Raw genomic sequence first — 16,295 nt, 5'->3', positions numbered from 1 at the left:
CACGCCGTTGGCGATGCCGTCGAGCAGGTTGTTGATGTCGCTGGCGCGGTTGTCGAGCGACTGGGCCGTGAAGAAGTTGGTGGGATTGTCCAGGGCCGAGTTGACGCTCTTGCCGGTCGACAGACGGTTCTGCGTGGTGGCGAGAAGATCAGCGGTGGACTGGAGGGAGAGCAGGTTCTGACGAACCGATGCGGAGAGGACGATGCCTGACATGACTCTGTTACCTTTCTGGTAAACGACGCTACTGTTACACGTCTGCTTGGATCGCGATGGACCCAGCGACGGCGGACCGTGCCGCCGAGACCTCTAACGAAACATGAAATGAAACCCGCGCTTTTGCCCGGTCACACGTGATTCGGCCTCGGAAGCGACGCGCCTAGCAGCACCACCGCGCCAATCCTGTCCTTGAAAGCATTGAGCTTTTTGGCGGGGATGGCTCAAATTTACAGCTCGTTAACTAGTTGCGAGCGAGAATCACGTCCTGATAGGCCGCAACGAACGCTCGGTTACGAAAGCGTTGATGGAGAACAGGAATGGCCCTCAAGGTCGAGCTCAAACCGCACGAACGCATCATCGTCGGCAATTCCGTGATCACCAACACCGACCAGCGGGCCCGCCTCCTGATCGATGGCGAGAACGTGCCGATCCTGCGCGAGCGCGACATCCTCACGCCGGAGACCGCCGACACACCCGCCAAGCTCGTCTATCTGGCGGTCCAGCTCATGTACATCTCCCCGGATCCGCAGACCCAGCACGGCACCTATTTCAACCTGGTGCGGGACATCGTCACTGCGGTGCCGAGCTCCTGGCCGATCATCGAAGGCATCAACAACAACATCCTGAACGGCGACCTCTATCGGGCGCTGAAGGAAGCCCGCAAGCTGATCGCCTATGAAGAGAAGCTGCGCAACCAGTTCGAGGCCACTCATCCCAAGGCGGCAGCCGACAAGGACGACGTCAGCACCGCCGCCTGATACAGGCGTTCGCGCCAACGACAACGGCCCCGGATCGCCTCCGGGGCCGTTGTCGTTTCAGACGTTCGTCAAGTTATTGCGCTACTAGCGGTGGCGCGTCGACTTCGATTACTCCGCCGCTCCGCTGTCCACCGAACTGCAGCACGGCTGCGACCAGCGCATCGATGTCCGCCTCCTCGGTGCGGTGATTGACGATCGCGGCGCGGATCGCGAACTTTCCGTCCAGTGTCGTGCTCGATGGCGCAGCGATGCCGGACTCCTGGACGTCGGCGACGATCTCGCGATTGACCGCATCGCCGCTGCGATAGCGGAAGCAGACGATGTTGAGATTGACCGGTGCCAGCAATTCCAGCCGTGGTTCGGCCAGCACACGCGCCTCCAGATATTTGGCGAGCGCGCAGCTTCGTGCGATTGCCCGGCCCAGCCGGTCGGTGCCGAACGTCTTCAGCGTGAACCACGTCTTCAGCGCACGAAAGCCGCGCGACAGATCAGGGCCGAGATCGCAGGGCCAGACCGCGCCCGCCGCAAGCCCCCTCGCCTCGCGGCTCAGATAGGCCGCCGGCTGCGCGAAGGCCTGCCGATGCTGCTCGCCGTCGCGCACCAGCAGGAAGCCAGCGTCATACGGCACCTGCCCCCATTTGTGGAAGTCGAGTGCGATTGAATCCGCAAGCTCGATGCCGCCGAGCAGCGGCGCAAGCTCCGGCGACAGGATCGCGAGCGCACCGAAAGCGCCGTCGACGTGAAACCAGATTCCTTCCTCGCGGCACAGCGCAGCAATCGCCCTGAGGTCGTCGATCGCCCCGATATCGACCGTCCCGGCGGATGCGACCACCAGGAAAGGCTTGAAGCCGACATCGCGATCGACGGCGATCTGTGCGCGCAATGCGCCAACGTCGATGCGATGATCGGCATCGACGGCGATCTTGCGCAGCGCATCGGTGCCGAGCCCGGCAATGTCCATCGCCCTCGAGATGCAGCCATGCGCTGCCTGCGACGTATAGGCCGTGAGCAGCGCACCGTCATTGCCGATGCCGTGCTGCCGCGCCAGCGTGCCGAGCGCGGTGGTGCGCGCCACCAGCACGGCCATCAGATTGGCCATCGACGTGCCCGTGACGAAGATGCCGCTTGCGCTCTCGGGAAAGAGGAACAGGCGGCGCATCCAGTCGACGATCTGGCGCTCCACCTCGATCGGCATGTGGTCGCGTCCGCCGAGATTGGCGTTGAGGCCGGCGGCGAGCATCTCTGCGAGCATGCCGGCGGCGGTGCCGCCGCCATGCACCCAGCCCATGAAGCCGGGATGGACGTTGCCGGTCGCATAGGGCGCAACATGCTCGGAGAATTCGCGATAGACCTCCGCGAGGTCGCTCGCCTCGCGCGGCACGTCCGCCCTGAAGGCCGCGCGCGCGTCATCGGGAATCGGCCGCCAGACGGGGCGCGCCCGAACGTTGGCAATGCCGTCGATCGTCTCGTCCAGCATGCGGTGGGCCAGCGCGCGAAACTCACTCCAGTCCTGCGGATCTAGCGGGGTATTCGCGACGGAGCTTTGCGTATTGCGGATGATCTCGTTCATGCTGCGCTCTCCGCGCCCGTCTTCGCATGCCGCAACAGCATCGCCGTGAACGCGGAAAAGATCTTGCGCATCTGCGGCGGCTTGTACGGAAACACGACCGGCGAATCCATGTTGTGCACGACGGCGGTGTTGTCGGCCTCGAACACAAGAAGCTCGCCGTTCGCGTTCTCGGCGCAATCGACGATGAAATAATCGAGGCCGACGCGCCGGCTCATCTCTTCGATCGCGTTTCTGTGGCGCTCGCCGAAAGCATGATCGAAGTCGCGCATGAAGACGGCTTCCTCGGCCCGCTTCTCCTCGCTGAAGGCCATGTAGGCGTTGAGATACCAGATGTCCCAACGGTCGGCGATCGCCATGTGGCACGCGTACGGCTTGCCGTCGACCATGGCGAGACGATACTTGCGGTAGAGCCCGTCGGGGCTCACATAATCGACGAAGCGTGCGACGAAGAAGTCCTGCTCCTTCCGTTCGGCGAGATAGGCCGCCAGAGCCGCCGCATCGTCGAGCTTCGCGAGCCCGACGCCGGCATGCGAGCCGCGCGGCCGTGCGATCATCGGAAAGTGCAATTCGCCTGCGATGTCCTCGCATGCGATCCGCGCCTGCGCGAGGTCCGACAATTGCGCGCGCGTTGCGTGGATGGTCGCGGGAATGTCGAGGCCGGGCACGTCCATCAGCAGCCGATACAGCTTGTCGCGATCGAGATTGCCGATGCGATCGGGGCGATTGAGCAGCGGCCGCGGCCAGTGCGGCGCGGCCCCTTCGATGAGCGCAAGCGCCTCACGGCATTCCTCGGAATCGGACGCGACCACGATGGCCACGTCGTGCTCCGGCAAGGTCTCGGGCAAACCGACGCCCTTGATCACGTAGAGAGTCAACAGCTCGACATCGGAGCCCTCGAGCAGGAAATCAATCGGCGTGTTACCGCCCATGTCGATGTCGGCTGCAAGCGCGAGCAGGCGCAAGCCCGGCTTCGGGCCTGCGCCGGGCGTTCGGAACAATTGATGGAAGGCCAGCACCTCGGACTGGATCGCAAGCCCCCGATCCTTGTCACCCAGCAGCTGGGTGATCAACGACAGGTCCAGCCCCTCGCCCGCCAGCGCGGTCCCCGCCGCGATGCGCGCGACGAGCTGATCGCGCAACGGATGCAGATCGACGCCTTCGAAGGCCCGGCGCGTCAGCTGCGCAAAGCCGATGCGGTCGGCATAGTTCGCCGCGGTCAAGCCGATCGGCGCGGAAACCGGATGCTGCATCTCACACCTCGAACGCGGGCTTTACCGACACGGCCGCCGCTGCGCCACCGGCGAGCAGCAGCTCGATCTTCACCAGGACGTGGGCGATCTGGTCGAGAAGGTGCTGCACGTTGCGCTGCGCCTCCGCCCTGTCCGGCGACCAGGCCTCAGTCACGAGCCGCGCGCCGACGCAGAGGCGCAGCACGGCCTGCGGCGTCTCGTCCTGCCACTCCAGCCGCACCGGCTGGCCAATCAGGCAGCGCTGCGCGGCGACCTGACGGTCCTCCGTGCTGCCGTTGATCTCTTGGCTGACATCACGCGCCAACGCGCGATGAACAGAAGCGGTCTCGGCAACACAAACCGGCTTGCCGTCGCGCAGCAGCGTGAACGGAAAGATGGTCGGCTGCACGAATTCCTCGTCGTCGATGCCGGCCGCGTGGGTCGCGGCCGAAACAGCGCGCAACGACGGCGACAATGCGATCATGCTGTCGATGCCGGCGGCCAGCTCGGCGAGCATCGCGGCGCGGAAAGCCGCGGGGACGGCGTAGTAGCTGCCGATTTCGGCCAACGCCGCCTCCCAGCGCAGCCATTGACCGAAGTTCGGGCGGCGTTCGAAGCGCGAACGCAGCGCCGTCCAGGCCATCGGCCAATCGCAACGGCCGGCATAGTCGAAGATGCCGGGCGCAATCCCCTCAGCCCGATCGAGCGAGCGCGAGAGGCCTTTCGGCACCAGCAGTGCACCGCTGAACGCAGGCCCGCCGAAGAATTTCGAGCCGGTGATCAGCACCATGTAACCGCGGTCGAGATAGGAGCGCAGGCGACGGCGGCCGAGCCGGGCCTGGCAGGCATCAACGACGACTTGCACCTTGCGCGGCCAGCGCCGCGCGATCTCGTCGAGGCAGGCCGCGCTCGGCGCGCGCCATCCGAGCTTCGAGCAATCCATGATCTGGAGCAGCACTGGTGCGCCTTGCGCGATCGTGGCCTCGATCGCATGCAGCACCGCCTCGTCGGCGTCCGCGCGCATCGCCGTCCCGGCCCCCGCCTCGCGCAATGGCACCGCGAGACTGGCGCAGGCGAGCCCGGCAACCGCGCCGTTCTTGCGAACGGCAAGGCCGCTCGCGGTCATGGCGCTGAAATGGTGTCCGCGCGCGGTGTGGGCGGTCCCGCTGCCGGTCTGGTCGGCGCCGACCACGATCGTCACCGGCGGCGCGCCGAGCATCGTGCGCGCCAGGAACAGGGCATGAAGCTGGGAGTCCGTGCCGGACGGCGAGAACACCACGTCGACGCGCGCCGAGAGCTGGAGATGGCCGCGCAGCTCCTCGCGCATGTCCTCGCAGCGTGCATCGAAGGCGACCTCGACCTCGTCGAACAGGCATCTGTGCATCAGCTCTTCGCGGGCCAGCGCGGCACGGTCATACGCCGCTCGCGAGATGGTCGATGCGGTCGAGGAAGCAAACTCCCAAACCTCAGGCTCCGGCGAGGCCGCGCAGCCATAGGCGTTGACGCGATCGCCCGCGTCGAGCGTCAGCCGCGGATCGCCGCCGGAGACGAGCAGCGTCTCCAGGGGCGTGAAAAGATCGCGCAGGCGGTAGCGCGAGCCGCCACCGGACGCGCTCTCGGATTCCGACAAACGGGATGCGCCGCCGCTCATCCCGGAGCACTCACGCTGCGTCGGCGGCCGCTGCGGGCGCCGGCGCAAATTGCGAGGCGATGTCGCCGTGGAATACCGACGGCCCGACATGGTCGAGCGAGCTCTGGATATCGGCCCAGATCTCGCCGCCGATATCGGTCCAGCGCTTGCAGAAGGCGAAGTCCTCGGAAAGATAAGTGCCGGTCGCCGGATCGATCATGCATTCGAACAGCGCAAACCGGTTCCGGCTCGCGGCCAGCGTATCGTGCGAATGCTCGCGGAAAAACTGCAAATTGGCATAGTCGGGGTGGCGGCACATCGCCTCCAGCACGTGGCGGCGGATCATCAGGAAGCCGGTGCCGGCATAGCGCACACGGGTGAAACCGTTGACCACGACGATGCGGTCGGGATCCTCGATCTCGAGCACGTAATCGAGCGAAGCGGCCGGCACATCGGCCCGCCCCGACTGGATCGCCCGCGCGGCCTTGTCCCAATTGACCCGCTTGATCGGATAGCAGCCGGCAACGACGTCCGCGCCGCATTCGATCAGCCGGAACACCTGCTCCGGCTTGAAGCCGATATCGGCATCGACGAACAGGAAATGCGTCGCCCTGGGATCATCCAGGAACATCGCGACCAGGTTGGCCCGCGCCCGGGTGATCAGCGCGTCGCCGTCGCGCAAGAGAACCTTGAGCTCGAGATTGGATATGCCGTGCACGGCGCGCTGCAGCGCGAAGATCGAGCTCGCATAGATGCTCGACACCTGCCCGCCGAAGCAAGGCGTCGCCACCACCAGCTGCATCCTGTCCGACATCGCCCGCTCTGCCCCCGCTTGCAATCCTCACCAAGAGGTAAACAGGCATGGTTAACGGCGTCTTAACGCTTCATTACAGGAACTTGACGAGCGAGAGCTGCGCCAGGTTCGAGGTCACCTGGTAGGACGCCTGCAGGGCGTTCTGCAGCGCCAGGATCTCGCTCGCGACCTGGTCGGGCGAAGCCGATTCCGCCTGGTCAATGATGGTCTGGAGCTGCGCCTTGGCCTGGGTCTGGCGCGTGCTCGCGTCCTTCATCGTGTTCTGGGCCATCGCGATGTCGGTCTGGATGTCCTCGATGCGCTGCTGTCCGGGCTGCTGGGTCAGCGCCTGGGTCACCCGCAGGCTGAGCGCCGAGACCTGCCCGCCCGAATATTGCCCGGTCGGCGAGGTCGAGAAGGTGCCGAACACCGCGATCGCCTGCAATTGCCGGCGGATCGCATCCTCATTCGCCTGGGCGCCGTACTGCACCGTCACGGCATCGTCGACCCGCGCCATCGCGGTCGAGCGCGCCGAGCCGGGCCCGTCATTGCCCAAATACCATTTCACCGTATTGGCCGAGCCGTTCACCAGCGTGGTCGCCGAGCTCGCAGGCGAGGAGCCGACGCGCAGCGGCGGCTGCGTGGCGGTCACGGGCGTCGAGCTGAACCCGAGCGCGCTCAGCGCGCCGGTGTTCGACGTCGTGATGTTGAGGCTCGCCGCATCGTCGGTGTTGATCGTGATCGAGCCGCCATGGACCGTCGAAGGCTTCGAGGTCCCGGTGATCGCGTCGACCTTGCTCAGCAGGGTCTGGATGCTGTCGGTGACATTGAGCTGGTTGCCGGTCGCGCCCGAGGCCACGAAGGTCAGCGTGGTCCCGTTGACGGTGATGGTATCGCCTGCGACGAAGCCCGGCGAGATCGAGTCCGAGGGGCTCGCGCCCGATAGCGCCGTCGCGCCGGTGACCGGGGCCGCCGGCGCCGTCTGGTTGTTGACGGGGGTGCCGATCGCAGAGCTCGCGGTGTTGAAGAAGTTGTCGCCCGCAACGATCGCCGATGCCGCCACCAGCGAGGTGTTGGCGAGCTTCTGAATCGCGGTGTTCAGCGCCGTGTTGAGATTCGCAGCAGTATTGTTCGGGTTGACGGGCGTGCTCGCATCGATCGCGAAGCTGCCGAGCGGCGTCGGCGTTGCCGAGGACGCCGTCAGGTCGATCTGCTCGGTCGTGCCGTCCGGCAGGGTGAACTGAATGCTGAGCTTGTCGCCGTTGTTCGGATTGACGCCGTTGAGATCGACCGAGAACGACACCGGCGAGCCGCTCGGGCCGGTGACGGTCGCGCCTGTCAGCGTCGAGGACACCGCCTTGATCTTGAGGCCGAACGGCGATCCGGCGACGTCCTCCGACACCTGCACGGAGCTTGCCGTCGGCTGCGTCTGCACCAGGCGGCCCATGCCGCTGGTCCCTAAGTCCGCGGCCTGGCGCTCGGCCATGACGGTCTTGAAGCCGGCCTGTGTCGTGGTGCCGTTAATGATGTCGCCGGCATCGGCGACCGACTGGGTATTGACTGCCGTTCCGGAGAACAGATAGCGGCTGCCGGTCTGCGTGTTGAGGACACCGACCATCGAGCCGAACTGGGCGGCGGCGGTGTTCTGGGCAATCGTCTGGCCGTTGACGTTGAGGTCCTGCGCGGTAGAGGCCGAGCCGGTCTGCACCGTGCTGCGGATCTTGGTCAGCGATTGCAGCGCGGTGTTGGCGAGGTTGATGCTGACGTTGACGTTGGTGATCGTGTCGGTATAGCCGGCGATGTTGGAGAGCTGCGCGCGCCCGGCGATCGCAAAGCCCTCGTTCGTCCCCATGCCGGCATAGTTCTGCGACAGCTTGCCGGTCGAGAGCTGCGTCGAGAGGTCGGTGAGCTGCTGATTGATGTTGCGGATCTGCGCGCCGAGGATCGACGAAGAATAGTTGATGCTGCTGATCGCCATCTTTCGGAGCCCTGTTACTGTTTACAATTGAGCCTGGATCAACGTGTTCATCATGGTCTGCACCACCGACATGACATGGGCGTTGGCGGCATAAGCATTCTGAAGCTGGATCAGGTTCGACATCTCCGAATCCAGGTTGACCTTGGAGGTCGAGTCGAACTTGGCCTGGAGCGTCGAGACCACGACGCTCTGGCCTTGCTGGAGCTGGGTCGCCTGGGTCGCGGCGTTGGCCTGCACGCTCAAGAACTGCTGGAGGAAGTTCGAGACGCTGCCGGTGAAAGGCTGGCTCGCCGAGCCGAGGCCGCTCTGCGGCGAATAGGAAAACACTGCACTGGTGAGCTGCGAGTAGAGATAGTCCGAACGCGTGGTGTCGCCTGCGGGCGTCACCGGCGAGGTATTGTAGACCGACATCCGGGTCGGATCGGTCACGAGCTGCGTGTTCACGGCGATGCGCCCGGCAAGACCGGTCATCTGCGAGCCCGACGCCGTGATTGCGCCGGTGTAGAGCGCCTGCCCGCCGTCGGTGAACAGCGGCAGCTGCGGATTGCCCGAGGTCAGCGACGAGATCGTCTTGGTGGTCGAGGCCGAACCGACCTTGGCAAGCCCGGTGTTGTCGTCGGTCACCCGCAGCGTCGTGGCGGTCGCCGGCGACGGGGCGGCGGAGAACGACAGATGCGTGCCCGACAGCGCGGTGTTCAGCGCAGAGGCGATCGCGCCCATGCCGCCGGCGAAGTCGACGCCGATCCGCATCGGGTTGGCGTTGGTCGCGTTCTGGAGCGGCAGCGCAGCGGGGTCGGTCACGTTGACGAGCGTGATCTGGCGCTGCGTGTTGGTCGCCGTGTCCGTATAGGTGATGTTGACCGTGTTGCCCGGCAGCGCACCGGCAAGCTCGAGATCGAAGCCGGCCGGCGGGCCGGTGACCGTGCTGCCCGCCGTGGTCTTATCGGACAGCGCACTCGCCATCGTGGCGGCGAGCTGGTCGATCTGGTTCTGCGCTTGCACCAAAATGTCGTCGCGCAGCTTCAGGTCGGCCGCGATCTGGCCGGACGACACCACGTTGTTGGCGACGACGTCGACTTGCGAGCCGTTCGGGAGCTTGATGTTGAACGCGCCGACGCCGGACTTGGCAGGGTCGATGTTGTAGAGCGACGTTGCCGACAGCGCGCCGGCGGAGGCAAAGGAGAATTCGGAGGCGAGCCCGGCGCCGACCAGCTGGATGCCGGTCGTGGTGTAGATGTTGGCCTGGTTCGAATTGTCGGTGGTGACGCGGACGTCGACATATTTCGACAGCGTGTTGATGGCTTGGTCGCGCTGGTCCATCAGCGTTGCGGCCGAGGGATCGTTGGCCGATAGGCCCTGGAGCCTGGTGTTGATGTCGGCGATCTGCTTCATGGCCGCATTGGCGGCCTGCGCCGAATTGCTGAGATCCTGTTCGACGTTGGAGCGCAGCGACTGGATGCCCTTGGTGGTGACGTTGAGCTGCGTCGCGAGCGCCTGGGCCGCGCCGAGCGCGACGGTCTGCGCCGACGACGCACCCGAGCTGGTCGACAGCGCCTGCAGCGCCGTGGTGAATTTGTTCAGCGCGCTTTCGAGCGTGCCGGAATTGCCGGGCGTGCCGTAGACATTCTGAAGCTGCTTCAGGATGTTGGCCATCTGGTCGGCGTAGCCGCCGCCGCCGGTCTCGGTCCGTAGCTGGTTCTGCACATAGGTGTCGAGCAGGCGGCTGACGCCGGTCGTCATCGCCGTCGCGCCGAACTCGCCGGTGGTGACCTCGATCTGGTTCGGCGTCTGGACGACGTAACCCGGCGTCTGCGCATTGGCGACGTTCGAGGAGACGATCGAGAGCGCGGCCTGGTTGGCACGCAGACCGCTCATCGCGCTGGCGAGGGCTGAACTCAAACCCATATCACTGGCCCGCCTTTGTTACGTCACGCGCCGATCAGCGCAACACGTTGAGGAGATCCTGCACCATCGAGTTTGCCGTCGTGATCACCTTGGTGTTGGCCGAATAGGCCTGCTGGGTCACGATCAGCTTGGTGAATTCGTCGGCGATGTCGGTGTTGGATCCCTCCAGCGACGAGCCGCTGATGGTGCCCGAAGCGCCGTCGATGGCGTCACCCGATTGTTCGGTCGCGGCATAGGCGCCGCCGTCCATCGCCTTCAGATAATTGGTGCCGTTGAAATGCGACAGCTGCACCTGCGCGAGGTTGAGGTTCTGGCCGTTGGAGAAGGTGCCGACCACCACGCCGTTGTTGTTGACGGCGACCGATCGGAGCTGACCGGCGGCGTAGCCGTTCTGGGTGATGGTGTTGATCGTCACCGCGCCGCTGGTGCTGGCATATTGCGTCAGCCCTCCGGATGAGATGTTGAAGGCGACGGAGCCGAGCGACTGGCCGCTGACGGTGACATTGTTGATGGTGATGCCCGAGCCGCTCGGCGAGGTCAGCGAGCCGTCGGCGGCAAAGGTGAAGGTCTGGCCGGTGTTGACCCAGCCGACCGTCGTGCCGGTCGCGTTCGGGTCGGTCTGGTAGAACAGGTTCCAGCTGTCGGAATGACCCGCGCCCAGCGAGGCGCTGTCGGTCTTGGCCCAACGCAGTTGCAGGTTCACCGGCGTACCGGCGGCGTTGTAGGCGGTCACCGCGCCGCCGCTGATCGATTCCTTGGTGAAGGTGGCGATGTCGTTGCCGATCACGCCGCCGGTGCCGGCCGTGCCGCCACCCTCGCGATTCCTAGTGATGGTCGAGGTGAAGCCGAGCGCGGAGAAGGCCGCGCTGTTTGAGCTCGAGACCGTCAGGTTGGAGACGGTGCCGGTGTTCAGCGTGATCACGCCGCCGCTGCTGACCGACGATCCCGAGGCGCCGGAGAGCGCGTCGATCTTGCCGAGCAGGGTCGTGATGTTGTCGGTGACGTTGATCTGGTTCGCACCCGAGGCGCCCGAGGCCATGAAGGTCAGCGTCTGGCCGTTGACGGTGATGGTGTCGCCGGGGGAAAAGCCCGACGTGAGCACCTGGGCACCGCCGGCGGTGGCCGAGCCGCTCAGCACCGTCGCGCCGGAGATTGCAGGCGAGGACAGCACGTTGCCGCCACGCGTCACGCTGCTGATGCCGAGCGCGGTGGCGGCCGTGCCGCTGCCGATCGCGACGTCGGTGCCGGTGCCGGTCGCGATCTGGATATTGCCGCTGACCGAGAGCGAAGCGGTGACGCCGGCGCCGCCGGCCGTCTGGATCGCGTTCAGGATGTCGGCCACAGTCGCCGTCGTACCCGCACCGAGACCGATCGTGGTGTTGTTGCCGACGGTCGAGACCGTGGTGCCGCCGTTGAAGGTGATGGTGTTGCCGTTGATTGTGAGCGTCTGGCCGCTTAGCGCGGTCAGAATGCTGGAGGCGAGATGCGTGCCGGCGGTATTGTCGAGCGACGTGGTCGTCGAAGCCACCGCCGAGGAATTGTTCTGAAGCGCAACCGTGCCGGTGGCCGTCGTTGACGAATAGGCCGAGCGGATGTTGCCGGTTGCGGCCGCGCCCGAGACGGTCGCGTTGGCATAGGGCGCCGGCGGCGTGCCGACCGGCAGCGGGTTGGCGGCGAAATCGGACGGGTTCAGGCCGCCGGCGGCGAGCAAGGTGCCGGTCGATGCCGTGGTTTTCGCCACCGTGTTCGGCTGGGTCGGCAGGTTCGCCGCGTACTGGATCGAGGTCGTCGCCTGCGCCGGAATGAAGTTGTTCTGGAATTGCAGGACGTTCGCCACGCTGCCGGTCGGGTTGCCGGTCTTCGGGTCGACGGTGACGCCCATCAAATAATAGCCGGCGCCGTTGACCAGGTTGCCGTTGGCATTGAGCTGGAAGTCGCCGCGCCGCGTATAGTAGGTCACCCCGGTGAAGACAGGCACGTTGTCAACGACGCCGCTCGCCTTCTGGATCGAGAAGAAGCCGTCGCCGGTGATCGCCATGTTGGTGGCGACGCTGGAGGACGAGATCGTGCCCTGCGTCGTGATGGTGGCCTTGGCGTTGGCCTGCACGCCGCCTGCCACCTGCTTGCTCGGGACCGAGGAGTCCGGAATGAGGTCGACGAAGCTGGTGCCGATGCCCTTATAACCGGTGGTGGATGAGTTCGCGATGTTGCCGGAAATGTTCTGCAGCGCGAAGGACTGCGCCTGCAGGCCACCCACCGAGGTGTTCATTGCATCGAAGATACCCATAACTTTGTCTCCAAATCCGATCTCGGCGGCCGGTCGACCATGGCCGCAATCGGAAAGAGACGTCGCAAGGCCTATGCCAATGCGAGTATCTTCAGGAAATCAATGACTTAAGGAAAAAGCCCCGGTCTGACGACCGGGGCACATTTGCCGGGACCGGCAACAATTGCCGGGGCATCCTGTCGTTCCGGAGCGGTCCGCAGGACCGGAATGACTCCCGCGAAACCTACGTCGCCGACGCCGCCGCGGGGTGGAAGACCAAGCCGAAACCGTCGATGCAATAGCGCAATCCGGTTGGCTTCGGGCCGTCGTCGAAGACATGGCCGAGATGGCCGCCGCAGCGCCGGCAATGCACCTCGGTGCGGACCATGCCGTAGCTGCGGTCCTCGGTCTTGCCGACATTGCCTTCGATCGGCGCATAGAAGCTCGGCCAGCCCGTGCCGCTCTCGAACTTGGTCTCCGACGTAAACAGCGGCAGGTCGCAGCCGGCGCAGGCGAAGATGCCCTTGCGCTTCTCCTTCAGCAGCGGGCTGGAGCCGGGCCGCTCGGTGCCGTGATTGCGCAGGATCTCATATTGCTGCGGCGTGAGCTGGGCGCGCCATTCGGCTTCCGTCTTCGTGATCTCGAACTTTTGCGCGGCCTTCTCGCCGGCCTCGGCAGGTGTTCCTCTCAGCCAGCGCAAGGCCGAAAGGCCGAACAGGCCGGCGACAGTCGTGAGCAGGATGCGGCGGTCAAGCATGTCATTCTCCGTGCGCGGGAAGTCCACGCCCTGAGATACGGGCTTCTGCCGGCCGAAGTTACACGTCGGAGCGGAATTTCGCTCAACTTATTGCGAGACGCGATCCTCGTGCACGACCGGTTCCGCAGCGCCGACCGCGGCTTTCGGCGGTGGCGCCGGTCGGGGTCGCACGCCGGGCGGCGCTCGGCGCGGACCGGTGCCGGCGGCGCGGTTGGCTTCGGCGAGGCGGGCCTCGCGTTGCCTGTCCTTGACCCTCGCGCGCTCGCGATAGCGGGCGAGCGCACCTGCGGCGGCGGAGCTCGCCCTGCCCCAGATCCCGACCAGCTGGCCGGCGACGCGCCCCGTGGCGCCGCCCGCCCAGACCAGCTCGAACGGCGAGAACAGCTTCCAGCGCTCATCGCCCCACAAAATGCTGCGCGCGATCATCTGTCCGGCCATGGCGGAGGTGTTCATGCCCTGGCGGCCGAAGCCGCTCGCCACCCACAGGCCTTTGCGCAGCTGGCCGATCTGCGGCATGCCGTGCACGGTCTGGCCGGTGGCGCCGCCGAAGATGTCGGTGATCTCGACATTGCCGAGCTCGGGAAAGATCGTCCGGATCCGCCGCTTGATGGCGCCGGCGAAGCGCTGCGGACGCGCGGCCCAGGTGGTCTCCGGGCTCTCCCACATCAGCCGGTCGCCGTCTACGACCCGGAAATGGTCGACGCCGTGGGAATCCATCACCGATCCCTTGAAGGCGACGATCTCGTGCAGGCGCTCGCCGAGCGGCGCGGTAACGCCGGCATAGCGCCAGACCGGCAGCAACGTCTCCGACAGGCGCTTGGAGGGGGCGCCGAGATGAATGTTGCCGGCGAGCACGATGTGGCTCGCCCGCAGCCGCGCCGAGGGCGTGACGATGCGCTTGCGGATGCCGGAATGATCGATGCTGACGACCGGCGTGTCCTCGAAGATGCGGGCGCCTGCCCGCCGTGCCAGCGCCGCAAGGCCGTGCACGTATTTCCGGGCGTCGACCTGGAACGCTTTCGGATAATACACGCCGTGGAAGTAATGATCGGTCTTGAGCGCCTCGCGCACGCGATCGACCTGCCAGCCTTCGACCTCGGTATCGAAATCCTCGTTCAGCATCTGCAGCTGGCTGATCAGCCGGTCGCCGGCATCGACGTTGGAGACCTCCAGCGCGCCGTCGCTGAGGCCGATCCCCGGCATGCTCTCTTCGCTGGCGTTGGCCCGGACGAACTCGGCGCCCTGCTTCGACAGGGTCCACAATTCGCGCGCGTCCTCCAAGCCGATGCGCTCGATCAGGTCCGTGAGCGGCAGCGCAAAGCCCGGCATCACGGTGCCGAGCTGGTTGCCGGAGGCGTTCCAGCCGATATGCCGACCCTCGAGCACCGCGACGCTGGCCCCGAGCCGGGCCGCCTCCAGCGCCACGGTAAGCCCGGCCAGGCCCGCGCCGATCACACAAATGTCGGCATCGAGATCGAACGACAGCCGCACGCGGTCGCGAAGGCCGGCTTCTTCCTGGGACACGCTTGTGAAAGTCTCGCTCATGCAGTTTTCTTAGAGGACTGTGCGGGCCCTTGTCACCTTGTCCTCAACCGGCGCCTGTAGATTATCCTGGACGTGGAACGATTCGAGAATGCCATGCGCCGTTTGATGCTGCTGCGTCACGCGAAGACCGAGACCGACGCACCGAGCGGCCGTGACCAGGACCGCCGGCTCGACGACCGCGGCCACAAGGATGCCGCGCGGATGGGAGACTGGATCGCGGCCCATCCGCCCTTCCCTGATACCGTATTGGTCTCCCACGCCGTGCGGGCCCGTCAGACCTGGGACATCGCCTGGGAGGCGATGAAGGACCGCGTCCCGGCGCCGCAGGTCGAGGTCCTGCCGGAACTCTATGGCGCCGACCCCGCACAGATCCTGGACACCATTCGCACGGCAACCGCCCCGGCCGATCCGAAGCGGCTGCTGCTGATCGGCCACAATCCCGGCATGCACGAGGTCGCGCTCATGCTGATCGGCGGCGGCGATCCCGATGGCGCCAAGGCACTCGGCGACAACCTGCCCACAGCGGGGCTTGCGATCTTCGACTTTGACGTCAAGGATTGGGGCGACGTGGCTTACCGCCGCGGCAAGCTGGTGCTGTTCGTCAGCCCCAAGCTGCTTCGATCGGGCTAGACGCGCGGGCGCCGTCTCGACCGGTTGGTTCAGCCTGGTTCACAGGGAGGCGCAGATGTTCAAGTCCATCCTCGTGCCCATCGATCTCGCCGACACCGATCTCGCCAAGCCGGCGATCGCGACCGCGGCGACTTTGTCGCAGACCTGGAGCGGCACCGTGCGCCTGCTCAACGTGCTGCCGATGACGCCGGTGATGCTGGCCGAGTACGTCCCGGCCGATTTCGACGAGCAGCAGCGCCAGACCTCGGAAGAGGCCCTTGCCATCGTCGCGCGCGAATCCGGCATCGAGCCGTCCCGCATCTCCAGCGTGGTGCGCCAGGGCGGCATCTATCACGAGATCCTGGAGGAAGCCGTGCACGTGAAGGCCGATTTGATCGTGATGACCTCGCATCGGCCGGCGATGCGCACCTATTTCCTCGGCTCCAATGCCGGCCACGTCGTGCGCTACGCCAAGTGCTCGGTGCTGGTGGTCAGGCATTGAGGGGCGGCAGACTCCATCATTGCGAGCGCAGCGGAGCAATCCAGAGTCTTTCCGCGGCAACAGCCTGGATTGCTTCGCTGCGCTCGCAATGACGTAGAGGCAGCTGCGTGCCACACTCGCGCTTCCGTGCCCCGGACGCTGCGCAGCACGAAGTGATGCGCTGCAGAGCCGGGGCCCATGCGTCAGCGAGTGCGATCCGCTGGGTCCCGGCTCTGCGCAGCAGCGTTTCCCGCTGCAGCGCGTCCGGGACAGGCGAGTATCACAGATACCGCGACAGCTCGGTCTTGAACTGTCCGTACACGGCATCCTCGATCTGGCTGCGCGTGATGCCGATGTCGCGCAGGGCGCGGTCGTCGAGCTCGTTCAGGGTCTTGACGGCGGAGCGGCGCTCCAGGCGGTCGAACAGCGCGGTGAGGCGCAGGGCTAGGGCACTGAAAAATCCGCCCGATGAGGATGGGCGTAAGGTCCGCCCGGCAGTTTGCGAGATCGTGGTCATTCTTCTTCTCCGGCCTATCGTCCCGCGCGGCGAAGCAGGTG

The 16,295-nt window shown here is 65.8% G+C and carries 13 protein-coding genes and 1 pseudogene; 3 read left to right on the top strand and 11 right to left on the bottom strand.

Annotated features, from left to right (window positions below):
* Positions 1 to 213, bottom strand: a pseudogene (locus I6F09_RS26420) (flagellar protein); the annotation flags it as partial.
* Positions 214 to 533: 320 nt separating this feature from the next.
* On the opposite strand from I6F09_RS26420, the gene flbT reads away from it, so the two are divergent.
* Positions 534 to 974: a flagellar biosynthesis repressor FlbT gene (flbT, locus tag I6F09_RS26415; RefSeq protein WP_036015664.1), complete on the top strand. Its 441-nt coding sequence runs from the start codon at positions 534 to 536 to the stop codon at positions 972 to 974.
* 73 nt (positions 975 to 1,047) lie between these two features.
* Here flbT and I6F09_RS26410 read toward each other — a convergent pair whose 3' ends face one another.
* The 9 genes from I6F09_RS26410 to I6F09_RS26370 form a co-directional block, all read right to left on the bottom strand.
* A complete protein-coding gene (locus tag I6F09_RS26410) occupies positions 1,048 to 2,544 on the bottom strand; it encodes an aspartate aminotransferase family protein (protein WP_225189426.1) in 1,497 nt (498 codons plus the stop codon).
* Complete coding sequence (locus I6F09_RS26405) at positions 2,541 to 3,794, bottom strand: hypothetical protein (RefSeq protein WP_225189425.1); 1,254 nt, start codon at positions 3,792 to 3,794, stop codon at positions 2,541 to 2,543. The genes I6F09_RS26410 and I6F09_RS26405 overlap by 4 nt, the downstream gene beginning before the upstream one ends.
* 1 nt (position 3,795) lies before the next feature.
* Positions 3,796 to 5,424, bottom strand: coding sequence for a hypothetical protein (locus I6F09_RS26400; RefSeq protein WP_225189424.1), 1,629 nt, complete (start codon positions 5,422 to 5,424; stop codon positions 3,796 to 3,798).
* A 10-nt stretch (positions 5,425 to 5,434) separates the two neighbouring features.
* Entirely contained in the window at positions 5,435 to 6,217 is a 783-nt protein-coding gene (locus I6F09_RS26395) for a hypothetical protein (RefSeq protein ID WP_225189423.1), read from the bottom strand.
* 73 nt (positions 6,218 to 6,290) lie between these two features.
* The gene (locus I6F09_RS26390; protein WP_225129800.1) at positions 6,291 to 8,174 is read right to left on the bottom strand and encodes a flagellar protein; all 1,884 of its coding nucleotides are present in this window, start codon (positions 8,172 to 8,174) and stop codon (positions 6,291 to 6,293) included.
* 21 nt (positions 8,175 to 8,195) lie between these two features.
* Positions 8,196 to 10,079, bottom strand: a complete 1,884-nt coding sequence (gene flgK / locus I6F09_RS26385; RefSeq protein WP_036030176.1) for a flagellar hook-associated protein FlgK — start codon at positions 10,077 to 10,079, stop codon at positions 8,196 to 8,198.
* Positions 10,080 to 10,113: 34 nt separating this feature from the next.
* A complete protein-coding gene (locus I6F09_RS26380) occupies positions 10,114 to 12,366 on the bottom strand; it encodes a flagellar hook-basal body complex protein (RefSeq protein ID WP_225114200.1) in 2,253 nt (750 codons plus the stop codon).
* Positions 12,367 to 12,589: 223 nt separating this feature from the next.
* Positions 12,590 to 13,102 (bottom strand): peptide-methionine (R)-S-oxide reductase MsrB, encoded by a 513-nt coding sequence (gene msrB / locus I6F09_RS26375; RefSeq protein ID WP_036015643.1) that lies wholly within the window; start codon positions 13,100 to 13,102, stop codon positions 12,590 to 12,592.
* A gap of 87 nt (positions 13,103 to 13,189) precedes the next feature.
* Entirely contained in the window at positions 13,190 to 14,647 is a 1,458-nt protein-coding gene (locus I6F09_RS26370; RefSeq protein WP_225189422.1) for an FAD-binding oxidoreductase, read from the bottom strand.
* A gap of 93 nt (positions 14,648 to 14,740) precedes the next feature.
* On the opposite strand from I6F09_RS26370, the gene I6F09_RS26365 reads away from it, so the two are divergent.
* Both I6F09_RS26365 and I6F09_RS26360 read left to right on the top strand, forming a co-directional pair.
* Positions 14,741 to 15,277 (top strand): histidine phosphatase family protein, encoded by a 537-nt coding sequence (locus I6F09_RS26365; RefSeq protein ID WP_225189421.1) that lies wholly within the window; start codon positions 14,741 to 14,743, stop codon positions 15,275 to 15,277.
* A gap of 55 nt (positions 15,278 to 15,332) precedes the next feature.
* Positions 15,333 to 15,758, top strand: a complete 426-nt coding sequence (locus I6F09_RS26360; RefSeq protein ID WP_036015633.1) for a universal stress protein — start codon at positions 15,333 to 15,335, stop codon at positions 15,756 to 15,758.
* 259 nt (positions 15,759 to 16,017) lie between these two features.
* Here the strand turns inward: I6F09_RS26360 and I6F09_RS26355 are convergent, their stop codons facing one another.
* On the bottom strand, positions 16,018 to 16,254 hold the full coding sequence (locus tag I6F09_RS26355) for a DUF1127 domain-containing protein (RefSeq protein WP_036015631.1): 237 nt from the start codon (positions 16,252 to 16,254) through the stop codon (positions 16,018 to 16,020).
* Positions 16,255 to 16,295 lie beyond the last annotated feature (41 nt).

The organism is Bradyrhizobium sp. IC3195, from assembly GCF_020193585.1.
Lineage (GTDB): Bacteria > Pseudomonadota > Alphaproteobacteria > Rhizobiales > Xanthobacteraceae > Bradyrhizobium > Bradyrhizobium yuanmingense.
Note: the sequence above shows the minus strand (reverse complement) of the source record. Positions and strands in the feature narration are given on the sequence as shown.

Excerpts from the sequence above, each read along its gene's own strand:
- I6F09_RS26370 (WP_225189422.1), bottom strand. The coding sequence starts at position 14,647 with ATGAGCGAGACTTTCACAAGCGTGTCCCAGGAAGAAGCCGGCCTTCGC.
- I6F09_RS26400 (WP_225189424.1), bottom strand. The coding sequence starts at position 5,424 with ATGAGCGGCGGCGCATCCCGTTTGTCGGAATCCGAGAGCGCGTCCGGT.
- I6F09_RS26410 (WP_225189426.1), bottom strand. The coding sequence starts at position 2,544 with ATGAACGAGATCATCCGCAATACGCAAAGCTCCGTCGCGAATACCCCG.
- I6F09_RS26355 (WP_036015631.1), bottom strand. The coding sequence starts at position 16,254 with ATGACCACGATCTCGCAAACTGCCGGGCGGACCTTACGCCCATCCTCA.
- I6F09_RS26395 (WP_225189423.1), bottom strand. The coding sequence starts at position 6,217 with ATGTCGGACAGGATGCAGCTGGTGGTGGCGACGCCTTGCTTCGGCGGG.
- I6F09_RS26390 (WP_225129800.1), bottom strand. The coding sequence starts at position 8,174 with ATGGCGATCAGCAGCATCAACTATTCTTCGTCGATCCTCGGCGCGCAG.
- msrB (WP_036015643.1), bottom strand. The coding sequence starts at position 13,102 with ATGCTTGACCGCCGCATCCTGCTCACGACTGTCGCCGGCCTGTTCGGC.
- I6F09_RS26380 (WP_225114200.1), bottom strand. The coding sequence starts at position 12,366 with ATGGGTATCTTCGATGCAATGAACACCTCGGTGGGTGGCCTGCAGGCG.
- I6F09_RS26405 (WP_225189425.1), bottom strand. The coding sequence starts at position 3,794 with ATGCAGCATCCGGTTTCCGCGCCGATCGGCTTGACCGCGGCGAACTAT.
- I6F09_RS26360 (WP_036015633.1), top strand. The coding sequence starts at position 15,333 with ATGTTCAAGTCCATCCTCGTGCCCATCGATCTCGCCGACACCGATCTC.
- flgK (WP_036030176.1), bottom strand. The coding sequence starts at position 10,079 with ATGGGTTTGAGTTCAGCCCTCGCCAGCGCGATGAGCGGTCTGCGTGCC.
- I6F09_RS26365 (WP_225189421.1), top strand. The coding sequence starts at position 14,741 with ATGCGCCGTTTGATGCTGCTGCGTCACGCGAAGACCGAGACCGACGCA.
- flbT (WP_036015664.1), top strand. The coding sequence starts at position 534 with ATGGCCCTCAAGGTCGAGCTCAAACCGCACGAACGCATCATCGTCGGC.